This is a genomic window from Variovorax sp. UC122_21, assembly GCF_044056785.1.
In the GTDB taxonomy this organism is placed as follows: domain Bacteria; phylum Pseudomonadota; class Gammaproteobacteria; order Burkholderiales; family Burkholderiaceae_C; genus Variovorax.
The window spans coordinates 2,411,029-2,426,510 of the sequence record NZ_CP172003.1 but is presented as its reverse complement, the minus strand read 5'-3'; the positions used below and the strand labels follow the sequence as shown (position 1 = coordinate 2,426,510).

Annotated in this window: 14 protein-coding genes and 4 pseudogenes; 5 read left to right on the top strand and 13 right to left on the bottom strand. The window is 69.9% G+C overall.

All coding sequences use genetic code 11. From position 1 onward, the window contains the following. Window positions 1–10: 10 nt before the first annotated feature. The 7 genes and pseudogenes from ACHMXE_RS12015 to ACHMXE_RS11985 all read right to left on the bottom strand — a co-directional run bounded on the left by ACHMXE_RS12015 (window position 11) and on the right by ACHMXE_RS11985 (window position 8,097). Window positions 11–937 carry a Bug family tripartite tricarboxylate transporter substrate binding protein gene (locus ACHMXE_RS12015; protein WP_395346161.1) on the bottom strand — a complete coding sequence of 309 codons (927 nt, stop codon included), beginning with the start codon at window positions 935–937 and terminating at the stop codon, window positions 11–13. Between the two features lie 452 nt (window positions 938–1,389). After that, on the bottom strand, window positions 1,390–2,592 hold the full coding sequence (locus tag ACHMXE_RS12010) for a trans-sulfuration enzyme family protein (protein WP_395346160.1): 1,203 nt from the start codon (window positions 2,590–2,592) through the stop codon (window positions 1,390–1,392). A gap of 37 nt (window positions 2,593–2,629) precedes the next feature. Continuing rightward, window positions 2,630–3,398 (bottom strand): annotated as a pseudogene (locus tag ACHMXE_RS12005) (amino acid ABC transporter ATP-binding protein). Between the two features lie 20 nt (window positions 3,399–3,418). Beyond that, window positions 3,419–4,544: pseudogene (locus ACHMXE_RS12000) on the bottom strand (amino acid ABC transporter permease). Between the two features lies 1 nt (window position 4,545). After that, window positions 4,546–5,737 (bottom strand): annotated as a pseudogene (locus ACHMXE_RS11995) (amino acid ABC transporter permease). 77 nt (window positions 5,738–5,814) lie between these two features. Then, on the bottom strand, window positions 5,815–6,831 hold the full coding sequence (locus ACHMXE_RS11990) for an amino acid ABC transporter substrate-binding protein (RefSeq protein WP_395346159.1): 1,017 nt from the start codon (window positions 6,829–6,831) through the stop codon (window positions 5,815–5,817). Window positions 6,832–7,134: 303 nt separating this feature from the next. Further along, window positions 7,135–8,097, bottom strand: coding sequence for a GlxA family transcriptional regulator (locus tag ACHMXE_RS11985; protein ID WP_395346158.1), 963 nt, complete (start codon window positions 8,095–8,097; stop codon window positions 7,135–7,137). Window positions 8,098–8,171: 74 nt separating this feature from the next. Between ACHMXE_RS11985 and ACHMXE_RS11980 the strand changes: the two genes are divergently transcribed. The 3 genes from ACHMXE_RS11980 (at window position 8,172) to ACHMXE_RS11970 (ending at window position 10,466) form a co-directional block, all read left to right on the top strand. Beyond that, window positions 8,172–8,870: a GNAT family N-acetyltransferase gene (locus tag ACHMXE_RS11980; RefSeq protein WP_395346156.1), complete on the top strand. Its 699-nt coding sequence runs from the start codon at window positions 8,172–8,174 to the stop codon at window positions 8,868–8,870. A gap of 33 nt (window positions 8,871–8,903) precedes the next feature. Further along, the gene (locus ACHMXE_RS11975; protein ID WP_208510179.1) at window positions 8,904–9,620 is read left to right on the top strand and encodes an SDR family oxidoreductase; all 717 of its coding nucleotides are present in this window, start codon (window positions 8,904–8,906) and stop codon (window positions 9,618–9,620) included. Between the two features lie 66 nt (window positions 9,621–9,686). Beyond that, on the top strand, window positions 9,687–10,466 hold the full coding sequence (locus ACHMXE_RS11970; protein ID WP_395347364.1) for an exodeoxyribonuclease III: 780 nt from the start codon (window positions 9,687–9,689) through the stop codon (window positions 10,464–10,466). Here ACHMXE_RS11970 and ACHMXE_RS11965 read toward each other — a convergent pair. Further along, entirely contained in the window at window positions 10,463–10,609 is a 147-nt protein-coding gene (locus ACHMXE_RS11965; protein ID WP_395346155.1) for a hypothetical protein, read from the bottom strand. The genes ACHMXE_RS11970 and ACHMXE_RS11965 overlap by 4 nt on opposite strands. Before the next feature lie 32 nt (window positions 10,610–10,641). On the opposite strand from ACHMXE_RS11965, the gene ACHMXE_RS11960 reads away from it, so the two are divergent. Next, window positions 10,642–10,884, top strand: coding sequence for a hypothetical protein (locus ACHMXE_RS11960; RefSeq protein WP_395346154.1), 243 nt, complete (start codon window positions 10,642–10,644; stop codon window positions 10,882–10,884). A 13-nt stretch (window positions 10,885–10,897) separates the two neighbouring features. Here ACHMXE_RS11960 and ACHMXE_RS11955 read toward each other — a convergent pair. Next, window positions 10,898–11,498, bottom strand: a pseudogene (locus ACHMXE_RS11955) (MSMEG_1061 family FMN-dependent PPOX-type flavoprotein). A gap of 132 nt (window positions 11,499–11,630) precedes the next feature. Here ACHMXE_RS11955 and ACHMXE_RS11950 point away from each other — a divergent pair. Beyond that, window positions 11,631–12,419 (top strand): AraC family transcriptional regulator, encoded by a 789-nt coding sequence (locus tag ACHMXE_RS11950; protein WP_395346153.1) that lies wholly within the window; start codon window positions 11,631–11,633, stop codon window positions 12,417–12,419. A gap of 9 nt (window positions 12,420–12,428) precedes the next feature. On the opposite strand, the gene mobA is transcribed toward ACHMXE_RS11950, so the two are convergent. Genes mobA through ACHMXE_RS11930 form a run of 4 tightly spaced genes read right to left on the bottom strand, consistent with a single transcriptional unit; the run spans window position 12,429 to window position 15,481 of the window. Further along, on the bottom strand, window positions 12,429–13,028 hold the full coding sequence (mobA, locus tag ACHMXE_RS11945; RefSeq protein WP_395346151.1) for a molybdenum cofactor guanylyltransferase MobA: 600 nt from the start codon (window positions 13,026–13,028) through the stop codon (window positions 12,429–12,431). 21 nt (window positions 13,029–13,049) lie between these two features. After that, on the bottom strand, window positions 13,050–13,619 hold the full coding sequence (locus tag ACHMXE_RS11940) for an NADPH-dependent FMN reductase (RefSeq protein WP_395346150.1): 570 nt from the start codon (window positions 13,617–13,619) through the stop codon (window positions 13,050–13,052). A gap of 14 nt (window positions 13,620–13,633) precedes the next feature. Beyond that, complete coding sequence (locus ACHMXE_RS11935; RefSeq protein WP_395346149.1) at window positions 13,634–14,605, bottom strand: tripartite tricarboxylate transporter substrate binding protein; 972 nt, start codon at window positions 14,603–14,605, stop codon at window positions 13,634–13,636. A gap of 18 nt (window positions 14,606–14,623) precedes the next feature. Next, entirely contained in the window at window positions 14,624–15,481 is an 858-nt protein-coding gene (locus tag ACHMXE_RS11930; protein WP_395346148.1) for a fumarylacetoacetate hydrolase family protein, read from the bottom strand. Between the last annotated feature and the right edge of the window lies 1 nt (window position 15,482).

Sequence of the window (15,482 nt, the reverse complement as noted above, 5' to 3'; positions counted from 1 at the left end):
GTCTTCCGTCTCAATCGACGATCGGGAAGTTGGAGTCCTTCACGAACTTCTTCCAGTAGTCGATTTCCTTCCTGATGTCGGCCGCGAAGGACGCGGGCGTCGAGCCCTTGATGGCCACCGCGCCGATCGGCGCGAGGCGCTTCTCGAAGTCCTCGCTCGCGATCGCGCGGGTCAGCGCGGCCGAAGCCTTGGCGATGATCTCGGGCGGCGTCTTCGCGGGCGCCACGAGGCCGAACCAGGGCGAGATGTCCATGCGCGCGGCGCCGGCCTGCTGCAGCGTGGGCAGTTGCGGGAACAGCGCCGAGCGCTCGTCGGCCGCGATGGCCAGGGCGCGCAGCTTGCCGGCCTGCACCTGCTGCGCGACGGTGGACTCGGTGAAGAAGCCGACCTGCACCACGCCCGCGATCAGGTCGGTGATGGGCTGGCCGCCGCCCGGGTAGTTCACCAGCGTGAGGTCGACGCCGTTGAGCACGCCGAACAGCGCGCCACCGAAGTGCGAGGACGCGCTGTAGGTCGCGCTGTAGTTGAGCTCGCCGGGGTGGGCCTTGGCATAGGCGACAAACTCCTTCACGTCCTTGGCGGCCAGCGAGGGGTTCACCACCATCAGCACGCGCTGCTTCGCGAACTTGCCGATGGGCTCGAAGTCGGCCACCGGGTCGTAGGGCAGCTTGCGGAACACGGCCGCCGCGCGGGTCTGCACCGACTCGGCCGTGAGCATCAGCGTGTCGCCATCGGGCTTCTGCTTCGCGACGTAGGCGGCGGCGACGGTGCCGCCCGCGCCGCCGCGGTTCTCGATGATCACCGGCTGACCCAGCTCCTTCGACAGCGACTGGCCGACGATGCGCGCCACGATGTCGGTCGGCCCGCCCGGCGGGAAGCCGACCACCAGGCGCACGGGCCGCGTGGGCCAGGCCTCGGCGGCCATCGAAGCGGTCATCGAAGTGACAGCGGTCGCGGCGAATGCGGCGCAGACCAGGGACTTGAGCAAGGCAGAGATTCGCATGGGGATACCTCGGAACGTGTGATGAATATGTCCCATATGACACTTTGTGTCAAACCGAGAAACGAGCGTTTTCCGGTGAATAACAGCTATGCATCAGAGGGAGAGGAAGGCGTGCTTGCCTGAGGAGGAACGGAGCACCGTTCATGCCAAACGGAAACTTTGGGTCCTGCTTCGGTGGCGGGCAGGCCTTTGGAGCGGTCGTTGGAATGGAGCGGGCTCGGCCCCACGCTGGAGGCCTTCCGCCGAATGGACACGGGCCGCCGGCGCGCCTCGCGGCCGGCGCGCGAGCCATGCATCGCGCGAGATAGCAGCTATGCGGCTGCGGCCCTTCACGCGCGGCCCGTGACGGGCCCGAATGCGCCGGCCGCGTGCGCCGCGACGGTGCGCTACAGCGCCTCGAGCGCCTGCTTCAGGTCCGCGATCAGGTCGTCCACGTCCTCCAGTCCCACCGAGAGGCGCACCAGCTTCATGGTCACGCCCTCGCTGAGCCGCGCGCCCGGCTCCACCTGCTGGTTGGCGCGGATCAGCGCGCCCGGATGCGTGATCAGCGTCTCGGTGTCGCCCAGGCTGATCGCGCGCGAGATCAGCCGCAGCCGGTCGATCATGCGGATCGCGCCCTGCTCGCCCGACTTGAGGTCGAACGAGAGCATGCCGCTGCCGTGCTTCATCTGGCGCTGCGCGATCGCATGGCCCGCGTTGTCGGCCAGGAAGGGATAGCGCACCACCTCCACCGCCGGATGGGCGGCGAGCATCTGCGCGATCTTCAGCGCGCTCTCGCCGTGCTGGCGCATGCGCAGCGTCAGGGTCTTGAGGCCGCGCAGCACCAGGAAGCAGAGCATCGGCGACAGCGTGGCGCCGGTCAGGTAGCGCAGCCCGGCCTTGCGGATCTTGTGGACGGTGGCGGCATCGCCCAGCACCACGCCGCCGAGCAGGTCGCCATGGCCGTTGATGTACTTGGTCAGCGAATGCACCACGAGGTCGGCGCCATGGTCCATGGGCCGCTGCAGGGCCGGCGACGCGAAGGTCGAGTCGACCACCACCCTGGCGCCATGCCGGCGGGCGATGTCGGCCAGCGCCCGGATGTCGAGCACCTCGCCGGTCGGGTTGACCGGCGATTCGAAGTACACGATCTTGGTCTTGTCCGACAGCGCCTGCTCGAGGTTGCGCGGATCGGAGAAGTTGACGCGCCGCACGCGGATGCCGAAGCGCGGCAGGCCGTCGGCCAGCAGCAGGCCCACGGTCGAATAGGCCGTGTGGTGCGCGATGAGCTCGTCGCCGGCCGACAGCAGGGTCAGCAGCGTGGCGCTGATCGCGCCCATGCCGGAGCCGGTGACCAGGCCCGCCTCGGCGCCCTCGAGGTCGGCCAGGCGACGCTCGAGCAGCGCCTGCGTGGGGTTGTGCTGGCGGCCGTACACGTACTTCTCGCTCTCGCCCGAGAACACGGCGGCCGCGTCGGCGGTCGATTCGAAGGCATAGGTCGAGGTCAGGTAGATCGGTGGCGAGACGGCGCCGAAGGCATCGGTCTCGTGGCCCGCGTGGATGGTCCGGGTCTGGAATCCCGCCGCGTGGGCGGCTTCGTTCGATGGCATCTGTGCTCCTGGTGGTTGGGAATAGGTGGCGCTCGGGTCAATGCACGATCTGACTCAGAAAGAGTCGCGCGCGCTCGGTCTGCGGATCGGCGAAGAAGCGCTCGGGCGCGCCCTGCTCGACGATCTCGCCGCGGTCCATGAAGATCACGCGGTCGGCGACCTTGCGCGCGAAGCCCATCTCGTGCGTCACGCACAGCATCGTCATGCCGCTCCTGCGCCAGGCCGATCATCACGTCGAGCACCTCCTTGACCATCTCGGGATCGAGCGCCGAGGTGGGCTCGTCGAACAGCATGACCTTCGGGCCCATGCACAGCGAGCGCGCGATCGCCACGCGCTGCTGCTGGCCGCCCGAGAGCTGGCCCGGGAACTTGCCGGCCTGTTCGGGAATGCGCACGCGCTCGAGGTACTCCATCGCGGTCGCGCGGGCCTCGGCCATCGGCTTCTTCAGCACCCAGACCGGGCCCAGCGTGAGGTTCTCCATCACCGTCAGGTGCGGGAACAGGTTGAAGTGCTGGAACACCATGCCCACGTCGCGGCGGATGGTCTCGATGTGGCGCAGGTTGTTGCTCAGCTCGGTGCGGTCGATGACGATGCGGCCGCTCTGGTGCTGCTCGAGGCGGTTGATGCAGCGGATCAGCGTCGACTTGCCCGAACCCGACGGGCCGCAGACGACGATGCGCTCGCCGCGCGCCACGTCGAGGTGGATGTCGCGCAGCACGTGGAACTGCCCGTACCACTTGTTGACGGCTTGCATCTGGATGATCGGTTCGGTCACGGCGGAGTCCTTCGTTCTTGTGGGGGGCATGGCGGCCTTGCTTGCCTGCGTTATTTGCCGGCGTTGTCGTTGGCATGGCCGGTGGCGAGCGAACGCTCGAGCGACCGGCTGTACTTGGAGAGCGAGAAGCAGAAGACGAAATAGATCGCGCCGATGAACAGGTAGGCCTCCACGCCGAAGCCGCCCAGGCGGGGTCGGCCAGCGCGGCCTTCGCGGCCTGCGTGAGGTCGAAGATGCCGATGATCACGACCAGCGAGGTGTCCTTGAACAGCGCGATGAAGGTGCTGACCAGCGGCGGTATCACGACCTTCAGCGCCTGCGGCAGCACCACGCGCCGCATCTGCTGCGCATACGACAGGCCGATGGACTCGGCGCCCTCGTACTGCCCCTTGGGGATCGACTGCAGCCCGCCGCGCACCACCTCGGCGATGTAGGCCGCGGCGAACAGCACGATGGCCAGCTGCGCGCGCAGCAACTTGTCGATGCTCATGCCCTCGGGCAGGAACAGCGGCAGCATCACCGAGGACATGAACAGGATGCTGATCAGCGGCACGCCGCGGATCAGTCGATGTAGCCCACGCACAGCGCCTTGATGGCGGGCATTTTCGAGCGCCGTCCGAGCGCCAACACCACGCCGAGCGGAAAGGCGAAGGCGATGCCGAAGGTCGAGAGGATCAAGGTCAGCGGCAGGCCGCCCCAGCGCACGTTCTCCACGTAGCTCAGGCCGAACAGGCCGCCCCACATCAGCAGCGCGACGAGCGCGAGCACGCCGGTCCAGAGCATGGTGAGCCTCAGGTCCCACGTGCGCCGCGCGGCGCTGTAGACCAGCGTGCCGATCAGCGCGAGGGTCGCGAGCAGCGGCCGCCATTGCTCGTCGTAGGGATAGGTGCCGAACAGGATCAGCCGGTGCTTCTCGGCGATGAAGGCCCAGCAGGCGCCGCCGGGCGCGTTCCGGCAGCCCTGCGCGGTCGGCGACGAGAAGGTGGCTTTGAAGAGGAGCCAGTCGACCAGCGGCGGCACGGTCATCAGCAGCGGCCAGAGACACAGCAGCGTGCCGAGGATGCCCGCGGGCGACTGGAACAGGCGCTCCCGGATCCATGGCCATGCGTGCAGGGCACGCTCGGGCGCGCGCGGGTTGGCGGTCGTGCCGCCGGTCAGTGAAGTGGTGGGGTTCATGTCAACGCTCGACGAGCGCGATGCGCCGGTTGTAGGCATTCATGGCGAGCGAGATGCACAGGCTCACCGTCATGAAGGCGGCCATGATGATCAGGATGCCCTCGATGGCCTGGCCGGTCTGGTTCAGGGTCGTGTTCACCACGGAGACGAGGTCCGGATAGCCGATGGCCACGGCCAGCGAGCTGTGCTTGACGAGGTTGAGGTACTGGCTCGTGGCCGGCGGCACCATCACCCGCAGCGCCTGGGGCAGCACCACCAGCCGCAGCGAACGCCCGCGCCGCAGGCCCAGCGACTCGGCCGCCTCCCACTGCCCGCGGTTCACCGACTGCACGCCCGAGCGCACGATCTCGGCGATGAAGGCCGCCGTGTAGCTCACGAGCCCCACCAGCAGCGCGAACAGCTCGGGCGAGAGGTTCCATCCGCCCGCGAAGCCGAAGCCGCTCGGGTGCGGGATCTCCATCGACAGCTTTGCGCCGCTCAGCGCCCAGGCCAGCACGGGCAGGCCGGCGAACAGCGCCGCCGCCCAGGGCGCGAGCGCCATCGGATGGCCGGTCAGCGCCTGCCGCCTCCTGCTCCAGCGCGCGAGCAGGAAGGTGCCAACGCCCGCCATGGCCAGCGCGCCGACCATCCATGCGAGCGAGTCGCCGAGCAGCGCCGGCATCAGCAGCCCGCGGTTCGACAGGTACACCCCCGGCAGCGGATGGTGCGCGGCACGCGGCCCCGGCATGCTCTCGGAGATCAGCGCATACCAGAGCAGCAACTGCAGCAGCAGCGGCACGTTGCGCACGCACTCCACATAGGCCGCGGCCAGCCGCGACGCCAGCCAGTTGCCCGACAGCCGGGCCACGCCGACCAGCGTGCCGAGCACGGTGGCCAGCACCGAGCGCGATGAGCGACACGCGCAGCGTGTTGAGCAGGCCGACGACGATGGCGCGGCGGTAGGTATCGGCCGGCGTGTAGTCGATCGGGGTCTCGCCGATCGCGAAGCCCGCCTCGCGGTCGAAGAAGGCGAAGCCGGTGGAGATGTTGCGCGCCGCCAGGTTGTGCAGCGTGTTCGACACCAGGTACCAGGCGGTCAGCGCCACCAGCGCGACCACGACGACCTGGTAGACCAGCGCGCGCAGGCCGGGGTCGTTCCACGACAGGCGCGCGCTCGGCCGTGGGGGCATGGCGCCCGTGTTTTCTTCGGTCATGGGAAATCCTCGATTCGCTTCGGGTACGGCCGCGCCGGCGGTTGCCGCCGGCACGGCCTCTCTCGTTCAGGAACGAATCAGCGGATCGGCCAGCCGTACATCAGGCCGCCCTTGGTGTAGAGCGCATTGAGCCCGCGATCGAGCTTCATCGGACTGCCCGCGCCGACGCTGCGGTCGAAGACCTCGCCGTAGTTGCCGACCTGCTTGATGATCCGGTAGGCCCACTTGTCGTCGACGCCCAGCGCCTTGCCCATGCCGGGCACGGTGCCGAGGATGCGCTGGATGTGCGGCGCCGGATTCTTCAGCGCCTCGTCGACGTTCTTCGAGTTCAGGCCGTACTCCTCGGCCTCGAGCATCGCGTTGAGCGACCAGCGCACGACGTTGAACCAGGCCTCGTCGCCCTGGCGCACCATCGGCCCGAGCGGTTCCTTCGACAGCGGCTCGGGCAGGATCACGTACTTCTCGGTGCTGCCCAGGTTGATGCGCGCCAGCGCCAGCTGCGACTTGTCGAGCGTGATGCCGTCGCAGCGCCCCGACATGAAGGCGCGCTTGATCTCGTCCACCGTGTCGAGCAGCACCGGCTTGAACTCCATCTTCAGCCCGCGGAACCAGTCGGCCAGGTTGAGTTCGGTGGTGGTGCCCGGCAGCACGCAGATGGTGGCGCCCGCGAGCTTCTTCGCGCTGGTGACGTTCGAGTCCTTCGTCACCATGATCCCCTGGCTGTCGTAGTAGTTGACGCCCACGCCGATCAGCCCGAGCGTGGTGTCGCGCGTCAGCGTCTGGGTCGTGTTGCGCGTCAGCACGTCGATCTCGCCGGACTGCAGCGCGGTGAAGCGCGCCTGCGTCGTGAGCGGAACCACGCGGAACTTGGTGGCGTCGCCGAACATCGCCGCGGCGATCGCGCGGCAGGTGTCGACGTCGATGCCCTGCCATTCGCCCTTGCTGTCGGTGAAGGCGAAGCCCGGCAGATTGGTCGATACGCCGCACTGCACCAGGCCCCGTTTCTTGACTGCGTCGAAGGTGGTGCCCGCGTGGGCGCGGGTTCCGACGGTGAGGACGAGCAAGGCGCTCAGCGCAAGGCCCAACAGCTTCATGGAGTGTCTCTTTCTGGAATTCCTGGAATCAGGCGGAATGGCTTCGAAGGGCCACGCATCCTTCGCGGCTTGGGTGCCGCCGCGAAGTGCGCGAAGTATCGGGACGATGGCGCGCGAAGGCCATGTACGAGGCGCCATATCAGCTATACGGCCGGGCATGGCGTCGAGCGACATCCGTGAGATGCCTTGGTACGTGAAGGCGCTGTTCGACTCGCCGCCGCTGCGCTTCGGTGGCTCGCCTTGGCGATCCCGCTCGCGGTGGTCTTCGGGTTCGTGCCGCGCGGGCTGCGCCGCTGGCCAGCGCTACGCCAGCGCCGAACGCAGCTCCCGCACGCCCCGCCCCAGCTTGCGCCGCAGCAGGCTTCGCAGCGTCGCGGCATCGGCATAGCCGACCTCGCTCGCGATCTCCTCGAGGCCCTGGCCGATCGAGACCAGGTGCTGCGCATGCTCGACGCGCAGATCCTGGAAGAAAGCCAGCGGCGACTTGCCGAGCACGGCCTCCATGCGCCGCTGCAAGGTGCGGGGGCTGACCGCGAGCGCACTCGCCGCATCGTGCAGCGAGAAGCCCCGCGCGAGGCGTTCGCGCGCCCAGCGCTCGAAGCGCTCGATCAGCGGATCGGCATGCGCGAGGTGGTCGGGAATGATGTATTGCGCCTGCGAGGGCCGCTTGTCGACCAGCATCAGGCGCGAGACCAGCGCGGCCGTCTCGGGACTCGCCTGGCGCATCAGCCACAGCGCGAGATCGAGATGCCCCATTGCCGCGCCGGCCGTCGCCACGCGGCCCGAGGCCACCACCATGCGCGACTCGTCGAGCCGCACTTGCGGATAGCGCTCGCGGAACAGCGGCGCCAACGGCCACATGGTGGTGGCCTCCTGGCCGTCGAGCAGGCCGGTCTCGGCCAGCAGGAAGCTCGCGATGCAGGCGCCGCCCACGCCGCTGCCCTGCGCATGCCAGCTGCGCAGCATGGCCATGGCATCGCGCACGTCGCGCCGGCCCAGCGCCTCGACCAGGCGCGCGGGCTGCTTGGTGTTGAGCGCGGGCACCAGCACCCAGTCGGGCTGGCGCATCTCGTCCGCGCGGTCCACCACCATGGTCAGGCCATGCGCGGTGCGGATGCGCTGGCGCACTCCCACCACGCGCAGCTCGAAGGGCGGCCGCGCCGCGCCCTGCTCGGCCGCCACCTCGTTGGCCGCGGAGAACAGGTCGAGGAACACGCTCAGGCCGGTGTCGAACACGCCATCGAGCGCCAGGATCGCGATCTTCATCATGTCGCAAATGATATCAATATTGTCATTTACGACCATGGCGCCTCGGGGAATACCCGCCTACGCTAGGGACCATGACATCGCCCATCGACTCCCCTCTGGACCGTTCGGCCTGGGCTGCGCTCGTCGGCCCGCAGGCGCACCTGGGACACGGCAACGCCCTGGCCCGCCGCTATCACACCGAGGTCGCGCCGTTCGCGGGACTGGTCGAGGAAAGCCCGGCCGCCTTCGATGCGCTGCGTGCGCTGCTGGGCCCGGACGATCGCGTCATGCTGCCCACGCTCGCGCCGGTCGCCGGCATCGACGGCCTGCAGGCCAGGCTGATCGGCCAGGTCCACCAGATGGTCGCGCTGCAGCCCGGCACGGGCCGCGCGGCGGATGTGCAGGCGGCGCCGCTCGACGCCGCCGACGTGCCCGATGCCCTGGCCCTCGTCGCCCGCACCCGGCCCGGCCCCTTCGGCCCGCGCACGCTCGAGATGGGCGACTACTTCGGCATCCGCGACCAGGGCCTGCTCATGGCGATGGCCGGCGAGCGCATGCGCTTCGACGGCCATGCCGAGATCAGCGCGGTCTGTGTCGACGACGCCTGGCGCGGCCGCGGCCTCGCCGCCGGCCTCGTGAACCTGCTGCGCGCGCGCATCGAGGCGCGCGGCGAGACCGCCTTCCTGCACGTGCTCAGCGACAACGCGAACGCGATCGCGCTCTACGAGCGGCTCGGCTTCCGCCATCGCCGCACCCTGTTCCTGCACCAGATCGCCCTGGCCACCGTTTGACTCACCCCGCGCTCCGGCGCACAAGGAAACACCATGAAGATCCAAGGTTCCGTCGTGTTCGTGACGGGCGCCAACCGCGGCCTCGGCCTCGAATTCGCCCGCCAGGCGCTGGCGCTCGGCGCCGCCAAGGTCTATGCCGCCGCGCGCGAGCCCTCGCAGATCCCGCTGCTCGGCGTGCTGCCGATCCGGCTCGACGTGCGCGATCCCGCGCAGGTCGCCCAGGCCGCGGCCGATTGCCGCGACGTGACGCTCTTGATCAACAACGCGGGCATCGGCCGGCTCGGCGGCTTCGTCGGCGGCGATGCCGAGACCGACCCCGTGGCCGTCCTGCGCGAGCAGCTCGAGACCAACCTGTTCGGCATGCTGCACATGAGCCGCGCCTTCGCGGGCGTGCTGGGCCGCAACGGCGGCGGCGCGATGCTCAACCTGTTGTCGCTCTTCAGCTGGGCCAACACGCCGATGATCGGCGCCTACGGCGTGAGCAAGGCCGCGGCCTGGGCGCTGACCAACGGCCTGCGCCACGAGCTGCGCGCGCAGGGCACGCAGGTGGTGGGCTTCCATGCCGGTCCGATCGATACCGACATGGTGCGCGCGCTCGAGGTGCCGAAAGCCTCGCCCGAGGACGTGGTGCGCCAGTCGTACGCAGCCATCGAGGCCGGCCAGGAGGAAGTGCTGGTCGACGAGGGCACGCGCCAGGTCAAGGGTGCGCTGTCGCAGGGCATCTACCTGCGCGACGTCATGGCCGGGTGATTCCTGCGGGCAGGAGACGCGTTGTCCGACGCGCGAAGCGCCGACACGCGCCGGAAGATGGCCGTCATGAAGATCGCCACCTTCAACGTCAACGGCATCCACAGCCGGCTCGACCGGCTGCTCGAATGGCTCGCCGCATCGAAGCCCGACGTGGCCTGCCTGCAGGAACTCAAGTCGCCCGACGCCAAGCTGCCGCTCGCCGCGATCCGGCGCGCGGGCTACGGCGTGGTCGCGCACGGCCAGCCCGCCTGGAACGGCGTGGCCATCCTCGCGCGCGGGCGCGAACCGATCGAAACCGGGCGCGGCCTGCCGGGCATGGAGGACGACCCGCAGAGCCGCTACCTCGAGGCCGTGGTCGACGGCGTGCTGGTCGGCTGCCTCTACCTGCCCAACGGCAATCCGCAGCCCGGGCCGAAGTTCGACTACAAGCTCCGCTGGTTCGAGGCTTTCCACAGGCATGCGAAGAAGCTGTACGCGAGCGGCCTGCCCGTGGTGCTCGCGGGTGACTACAACGTCGTGCCCACCGATGCCGACATCTACAACCCCGCCTCGTGGCGCGACGACGCGCTGCTGCAGCCCGAGAGCCGCGCCGCCTACGCGCGCCTGCTGAAGCAGGGCTGGACCGACGCGATCCGCGCGCGCCATCCCGAACGCGCGCCCTTCACCTTCTGGACCTACTGGCGCAACCGCTTCCCGCGCGACGCCGGGCTGCGCATCGACCACCTGCTGCTGAACGCCGAACTCGCGCCGCTGCTGCGCGATGCCGGCGTGGACCGCGACGTGCGCGGCCGCCCGGGCGCGAGCGACCATGCGCCGGCCTGGATCGAGCTCGAACTGCCTGCCTAACTCCGCGCCAGAAATCGCTCGGCCGCCGCCACCCCTTCGCCCTCGCTGCGCACGAAGTCGAAGGACAGCCCCAGCACCTTGCCCGCGCCCTGGGCCGCCAGCCGCACCGCCGCGGGAATCGTGCGCTCGCCGGTGACGAACACCAGGCCCGCGCAGAACGCGCGCAGGTGTTCCTTTGGCGCTTGAAGAACAGCGCGCGGCGCTTGCGGTCCTCGTGGCTTTCCTCGGGGTGGTCGCCGGGCAGGTGGTCGGTCAGCAGCACGAAGCGCTCGCCGCGCTCGAGCAGCGTGGCCAGTTGCGCCTCGGTGTCGGTGTCGTGCGAATCGGCCTGCGGGTCTTCCTTCAGGAACACCAGCGGAAATCTCGTCGTGTCGAACAGCATCGCGTTCTCTCCAGAAAAAGTGGGAAGCCTTCGTGAGGCGCTCGATGCGTCAGTACAGCTCGTGTTTGACCGCGTGGTCGTAGTGCGCGTCGATCTGCGCGATCTGCTCCGTGCCGAGCTAGGCCGAGGTATCGGCGCGCCGGCCCAGCGCGGCCATCATCTGGCCCACGGTCGGCAGCGCGTCGCGCGCGAGGCGGGCACTGTCCTGCCACAGCCGGGCACGGTTGATGGCCTTGCCGCAATGCAGCAGCACCTCGTCGATGCGCACCACGGTCGCGGTCTTGGGAATGCGCTCGCCCTCGCGCAGTTCGTTCAGCAGCCCGGCATCGGTCGAGACGCGGCCGCGGCCGTTGATGCGCAGGAAGAGTTCGAGACCGGGGAACAGGAACACCATCGCGAGCCGCTCGTCGCGCCGCAGGTTGCGCATCGACTCGATGCGGTTGTTGCCGGGCCAGTCGGCGAAGGCCACCGTGTGCGCATCCAGCACATGGACGAAGCCCGGTGGGCCGCCGCGCGGCGAGGCATCGAGCCCCTGCTCGCTGCCGGTGGCGAGGCAGAAGAAGGTGGCCTGCGCGAGATAGGCCTCGTGGAAGTCGACCAGGCGATCGAGCACCGCCTTCTGGGTCATCTCGGAGGGGGGCGGCGTACAGCGCATCGAGGTCGGGCGCCGGGGCCGGATCGTCGAGGAAAGGGCGAGGTCTTCGGGTTCATGGCACCCAGCGTACGGACGAAGGCCTTGGCGGCTGTAGACTGGATCGGCCAATCGATAGCTCTCAGCCGCCATGACCGATCCCATTCTTCGCCTCGCCGGCCTGGTCGACCGACCGGACGGCCCGGTCCTGATCGCGGCCGAGGGCAGCCAGGGCGAGGAACTGGCCTCGGGCCCGCATCGCCATGCGCGCGGCCAGCTGTTCGGCTCGCTGCGCGGGTTGGTGTCGGTCGGGGTCGAGGACGGCGTCTGGATCGTGCCGGCCATCCACGCGGTCTGGCTGCCGCCGCACCAGGAGCATTCGGGGCGTTCGCACGGCCCGTTCCATGGCTGGAGCGTCTACGTGGCGGAGCCGGCCTGCGCCACCCTGCCCTCGCGGCCCTGCACCCTCCGCACCTCGGGCCTGCTGCGCGAGGCGGTGCTGCGCGCCTGCAGCTGGCCGCTCGAGGCGCCCAAGCCGCTGGACGAGAGCCGCGCGCATGTGGCGGCGGTCATCCTCGACGAGATCCGCAGCCTGCCGGTAGAGCCCTTCGGCCTGCCGCTGCCGAGCGACCCGCGGCTGCAGCGCATCGCGCAGGCGCTGATCGCCGAACCCGCGGACGAACGCGACCTCGAGCAATGGGCCGGTTGGGCGGCCGTGAGCTCGCGCACGCTGAGCCGGCGCTTCGTGCTCGAGACCGGCTTCAACTTCACGGCCTGGCGGCAGCGCGCGCGCATGATGCGCTCGCTCGAGATGCTCGCGGCCGGCGTCCCGGTGACGGCGATCGCGCTCGACCTCGGCTATTCGACCGCGAGCGCGTTCATCGGGCTGTTCCGCCGCACCTTCGGCGAGACGCCGGCGAGCTACCGGGCGCGGCTGTGAGCGCTGCGCTCAGCGCTGCAACTGGCGCAGCTCGTCGCTGGTGTTGGCGTTGAAGAAGGCGGCCGCGTCGTCGAACGCGACCTGCACCATGCGGTGCTGCGCGGTCCACTTGCCGAACTTGCGCTCGCCCGCCTGCAGGAAGGCGAGCAGGCTCGGCGCCAGGCTGGCACGCAGCAGGCAGAACACGGGTTGCGCGCGCAGCTCGCCGTCTTCGTGCGTGGCGGCCATCGCGATCTCGGCGCCCTGCCCGGCCGCGGCCTCGGCCAGCCGGTCGACCAGGTCCGGCGGAAAGTCCGGGGTGTCGCAGGGCACGGTGACCAGCCAATCGGTGCGCGCATGCTCGAGCCCCGTCAGCAGGCCCGCGAGCGGCCCCGCATAGCCTTCGATGGAGTCGGACCACACGGGCACGCCCATCGCCTCGTAGTCCGGGAGGTTGCGGTTGGCGCTGAGCATGGCCGTGCCCACCTGCGGCTGCAGGCGGCGCAGCGCATGCAGCGCCAGCGGAATGCCGCGGTGGTCCTGCAGGCCCTTGTCGACGCCGCCCATGCGGCTGCCGCGGCCGCCGGCCAGCACCAGGCCCGTGATGTCTTCGCGCGCGATGGAGTTCATGCACGCATTCTCGCTGGCGCCCTACGACCTCAGCGTTTGCAGCGCCGAGGTCCAGCGCAGCAGTTCGTCGAGCATCGCCTTCGCGGCCGCCGCGTTGGCGGGATTGGCCGACAGGCCGCCCTCGGCCTGCAGCTGCTGGCCCACGTTCGTGAACGCGACCGCCTCGAGCATCGGCACCACCTTGAGCGTGCCGAGCAGCTGCTTGGTGACCTGCACCGCGCGGATGCCGCCCGACATGCCGCCGTAGCTCACGAAGCCGACGGCCTTGTACTGCCATTCGCGCACGAGGTAGTTCAAGGCATTGACCAGCGCGCCCGGCGGCGCGAAGTTGTATTCGGGCAGCACGAACAGGAAGGCATCGGCCTCGGCGACGCTCGCGCTCCAGGCGCGCGTGTGCTCGTGCGTGTAGCGCTGCAGGCGCGGATGCTCGGGTTCGTCGAACACCGGCAGCCCGAAGGCCGCCAGGTCGACGAGACGGGCGTCGAAGCCGCCGTGCGCTTCGGCGATGCCGTGCGCCCAGTCGGCAACGGCCGGGCCCACGCGGCCGGGCCGCGTGCTGCAGATCAGGGTATGGAGGATGGGACGGGTCATCGCGGAATGCTAAGTCATGGCGTGGCCAGTCCGAGGCGCGCGAGGGTCGCGGCCTTGAGGCGGCTGTCCTCGCGCACCTGGCGCTCGAAGTCCTTGCCCGGCTGGAAGTCGACCACCTGGTTGGCGCCGCGCGCCCAGGCCTGGTACCTGGGCGAGGCCACGGCCTCGCGGCACGAGGACTCGAGGCGCGCGACCACCGCGTCGGGCGTCTTCGCGGGCACCAGCACGCCGCCGAAGCTCGCCTGCACCACGGGCACGCCCGACTCCTTGAGGGTGGGCACGTCGGGGAACGAGGGATGGCGCTGGTCGGTGTACACGGCGACCAGGCGCAGCGCGCCCGACTGCAGGTGGCCGGTGATCGAGCTCGCGAGCACGGCGCCGAAGCTCAGGCGCTCGCTCAGCAGGTCCTGCAGCATCGGCGCGTCGCCCTTGTAGGGCACGTGCGTGAGCGCAACCTTGGTGGCGGCCTCGATGTCCGAGGTGCCCAGGTGCGGGATCGAGCCGGTGCCCGAGGTGCCGTAGCTGACCTTGCCCGGTTCCTTCCGCGCGTCGGCCAGGATGTCCTGCACGCTGCGGTACGGCGACTTCGCCGGCACCGCGATCGCGAAGACGTTGTCGAACACCTTGCAGACGTAGCGGAAGGAATCGAGCCCGTAGTTCAGCGCCTTGAGCCGGTGCGGCTCGCTGGTCAGCGGCACGGCGGGCGTGAAGACCACCGTGTAGCCGTCGGCGCGCGCGCCGGCGCCCGTGTTCAGGCCGATGGTGCCGGCCGCGCCGTCGCGGTTGATCACCGCGAAGGGCTGGCCGAGGTTCTCGGACATGGCTTGCGCGAGGCTGCGCGCGTTGATGTCGAGCCCGCCGCCGGCGGCGAAGGGCACGATCATCTGGATCGGGCGCGAGGGATAGTCCGAAGCCGCCGCGGCGGGCAGCGCGGCGCAGAGCGCAGCGAGCAGCAGCCCGCTCCGGCGATCGAATCGTCGGTTCATGGGAATGCCGCCGGCGGGTTATTCGGCGCGGATGCCGTTGCGCAGCACGCCGATGGCGTCGACCTCGATCTCGACGACGTCGCCGGGCTTCATCCACACCGGCGGGTTGCGCTTGGCGCCCACGCCGCCCGGCGTGCCGGTCACGATCACGTCGCCCGCGGCCAGCGGCGTGAAGGCCGAGATGTGCGCGATCTGGCGCGGAATGCTGTGAATCAGCTTGTCGGTGGTGGTGCGCTGCATCTCCTGGCCGTTGAGCCGCGTCGCCAGCGTCATCACGCGCCCGTCGGCGATCTCGTCGCGCGTGACCATCCACGGGCCGAAGCCGCCGGTGCGCCAGAAGTTCTTGCCGGCGGTCCATTGCGGCGTGGCGGTCTGCCAGTCGCGGATGCTGCCGTCGTTGTAGCAGGCATAGCCCGCGATGTGCGCCCAGGCATCGGCCTCGGCGATGCGCCGGCCGCCGCGGCCGATCACGACCGCGATCTCGCCCTCGTAGTCGAGGCGCGTCGACTCGGGCGGCAGCACGATGTCCTCGCCGTGCGCGAGCTGCGATTCGGCCACGCGCAGGAACAGCGTGGGCTGCTCGGTGATCTCGCGGCCGGTTTCGCGCACGTGCTCGCCGTAGTTGAGGCCCACGCAGACGATCTTGCCGGGGTTGGGAATCACGGGCAGCAGTTGAAGCTCGCTCAGCGCCAGTGTGGCGCTCGCCTGGCCGACGGCCGTCGCGGCCTCGGCCAGCAGGTCGGCCGCGATCAGCGCCTTCAGGTCCGCGGCGCGTTCGCCGAAGAGCTGGCGCAGGTCGACGACGCGGTCCGCGCGGTCGCCGGTCACCGCGCCGTAGCTGTCGGTGCCGTGGAGTTGGTAGCTGATGAGTTTCATG

Excerpts from the sequence above, each read along its gene's own strand:
- ACHMXE_RS12015 (WP_395346161.1), bottom strand. The coding sequence starts at position 937 with ATGACCGCTTCGATGGCCGCCGAGGCCTGGCCCACGCGGCCCGTGCGC.
- ACHMXE_RS11940 (WP_395346150.1), bottom strand. The coding sequence starts at position 13,619 with ATGACCCGTCCCATCCTCCATACCCTGATCTGCAGCACGCGGCCCGGC.
- ACHMXE_RS11975 (WP_208510179.1), top strand. The coding sequence starts at position 8,904 with ATGAAGATCCAAGGTTCCGTCGTGTTCGTGACGGGCGCCAACCGCGGC.
- ACHMXE_RS12010 (WP_395346160.1), bottom strand. The coding sequence starts at position 2,592 with ATGCCATCGAACGAAGCCGCCCACGCGGCGGGATTCCAGACCCGGACC.
- ACHMXE_RS11990 (WP_395346159.1), bottom strand. The coding sequence starts at position 6,831 with ATGAAGCTGTTGGGCCTTGCGCTGAGCGCCTTGCTCGTCCTCACCGTC.
- ACHMXE_RS11980 (WP_395346156.1), top strand. The coding sequence starts at position 8,172 with ATGACATCGCCCATCGACTCCCCTCTGGACCGTTCGGCCTGGGCTGCG.
- ACHMXE_RS11970 (WP_395347364.1), top strand. The coding sequence starts at position 9,687 with ATGAAGATCGCCACCTTCAACGTCAACGGCATCCACAGCCGGCTCGAC.
- ACHMXE_RS11930 (WP_395346148.1), bottom strand. The coding sequence starts at position 15,481 with ATGAAACTCATCAGCTACCAACTCCACGGCACCGACAGCTACGGCGCG.
- mobA (WP_395346151.1), bottom strand. The coding sequence starts at position 13,028 with ATGAACTCCATCGCGCGCGAAGACATCACGGGCCTGGTGCTGGCCGGC.
- ACHMXE_RS11950 (WP_395346153.1), top strand. The coding sequence starts at position 11,631 with ATGACCGATCCCATTCTTCGCCTCGCCGGCCTGGTCGACCGACCGGAC.
- ACHMXE_RS11985 (WP_395346158.1), bottom strand. The coding sequence starts at position 8,097 with ATGAAGATCGCGATCCTGGCGCTCGATGGCGTGTTCGACACCGGCCTG.
- ACHMXE_RS11935 (WP_395346149.1), bottom strand. The coding sequence starts at position 14,605 with ATGAACCGACGATTCGATCGCCGGAGCGGGCTGCTGCTCGCTGCGCTC.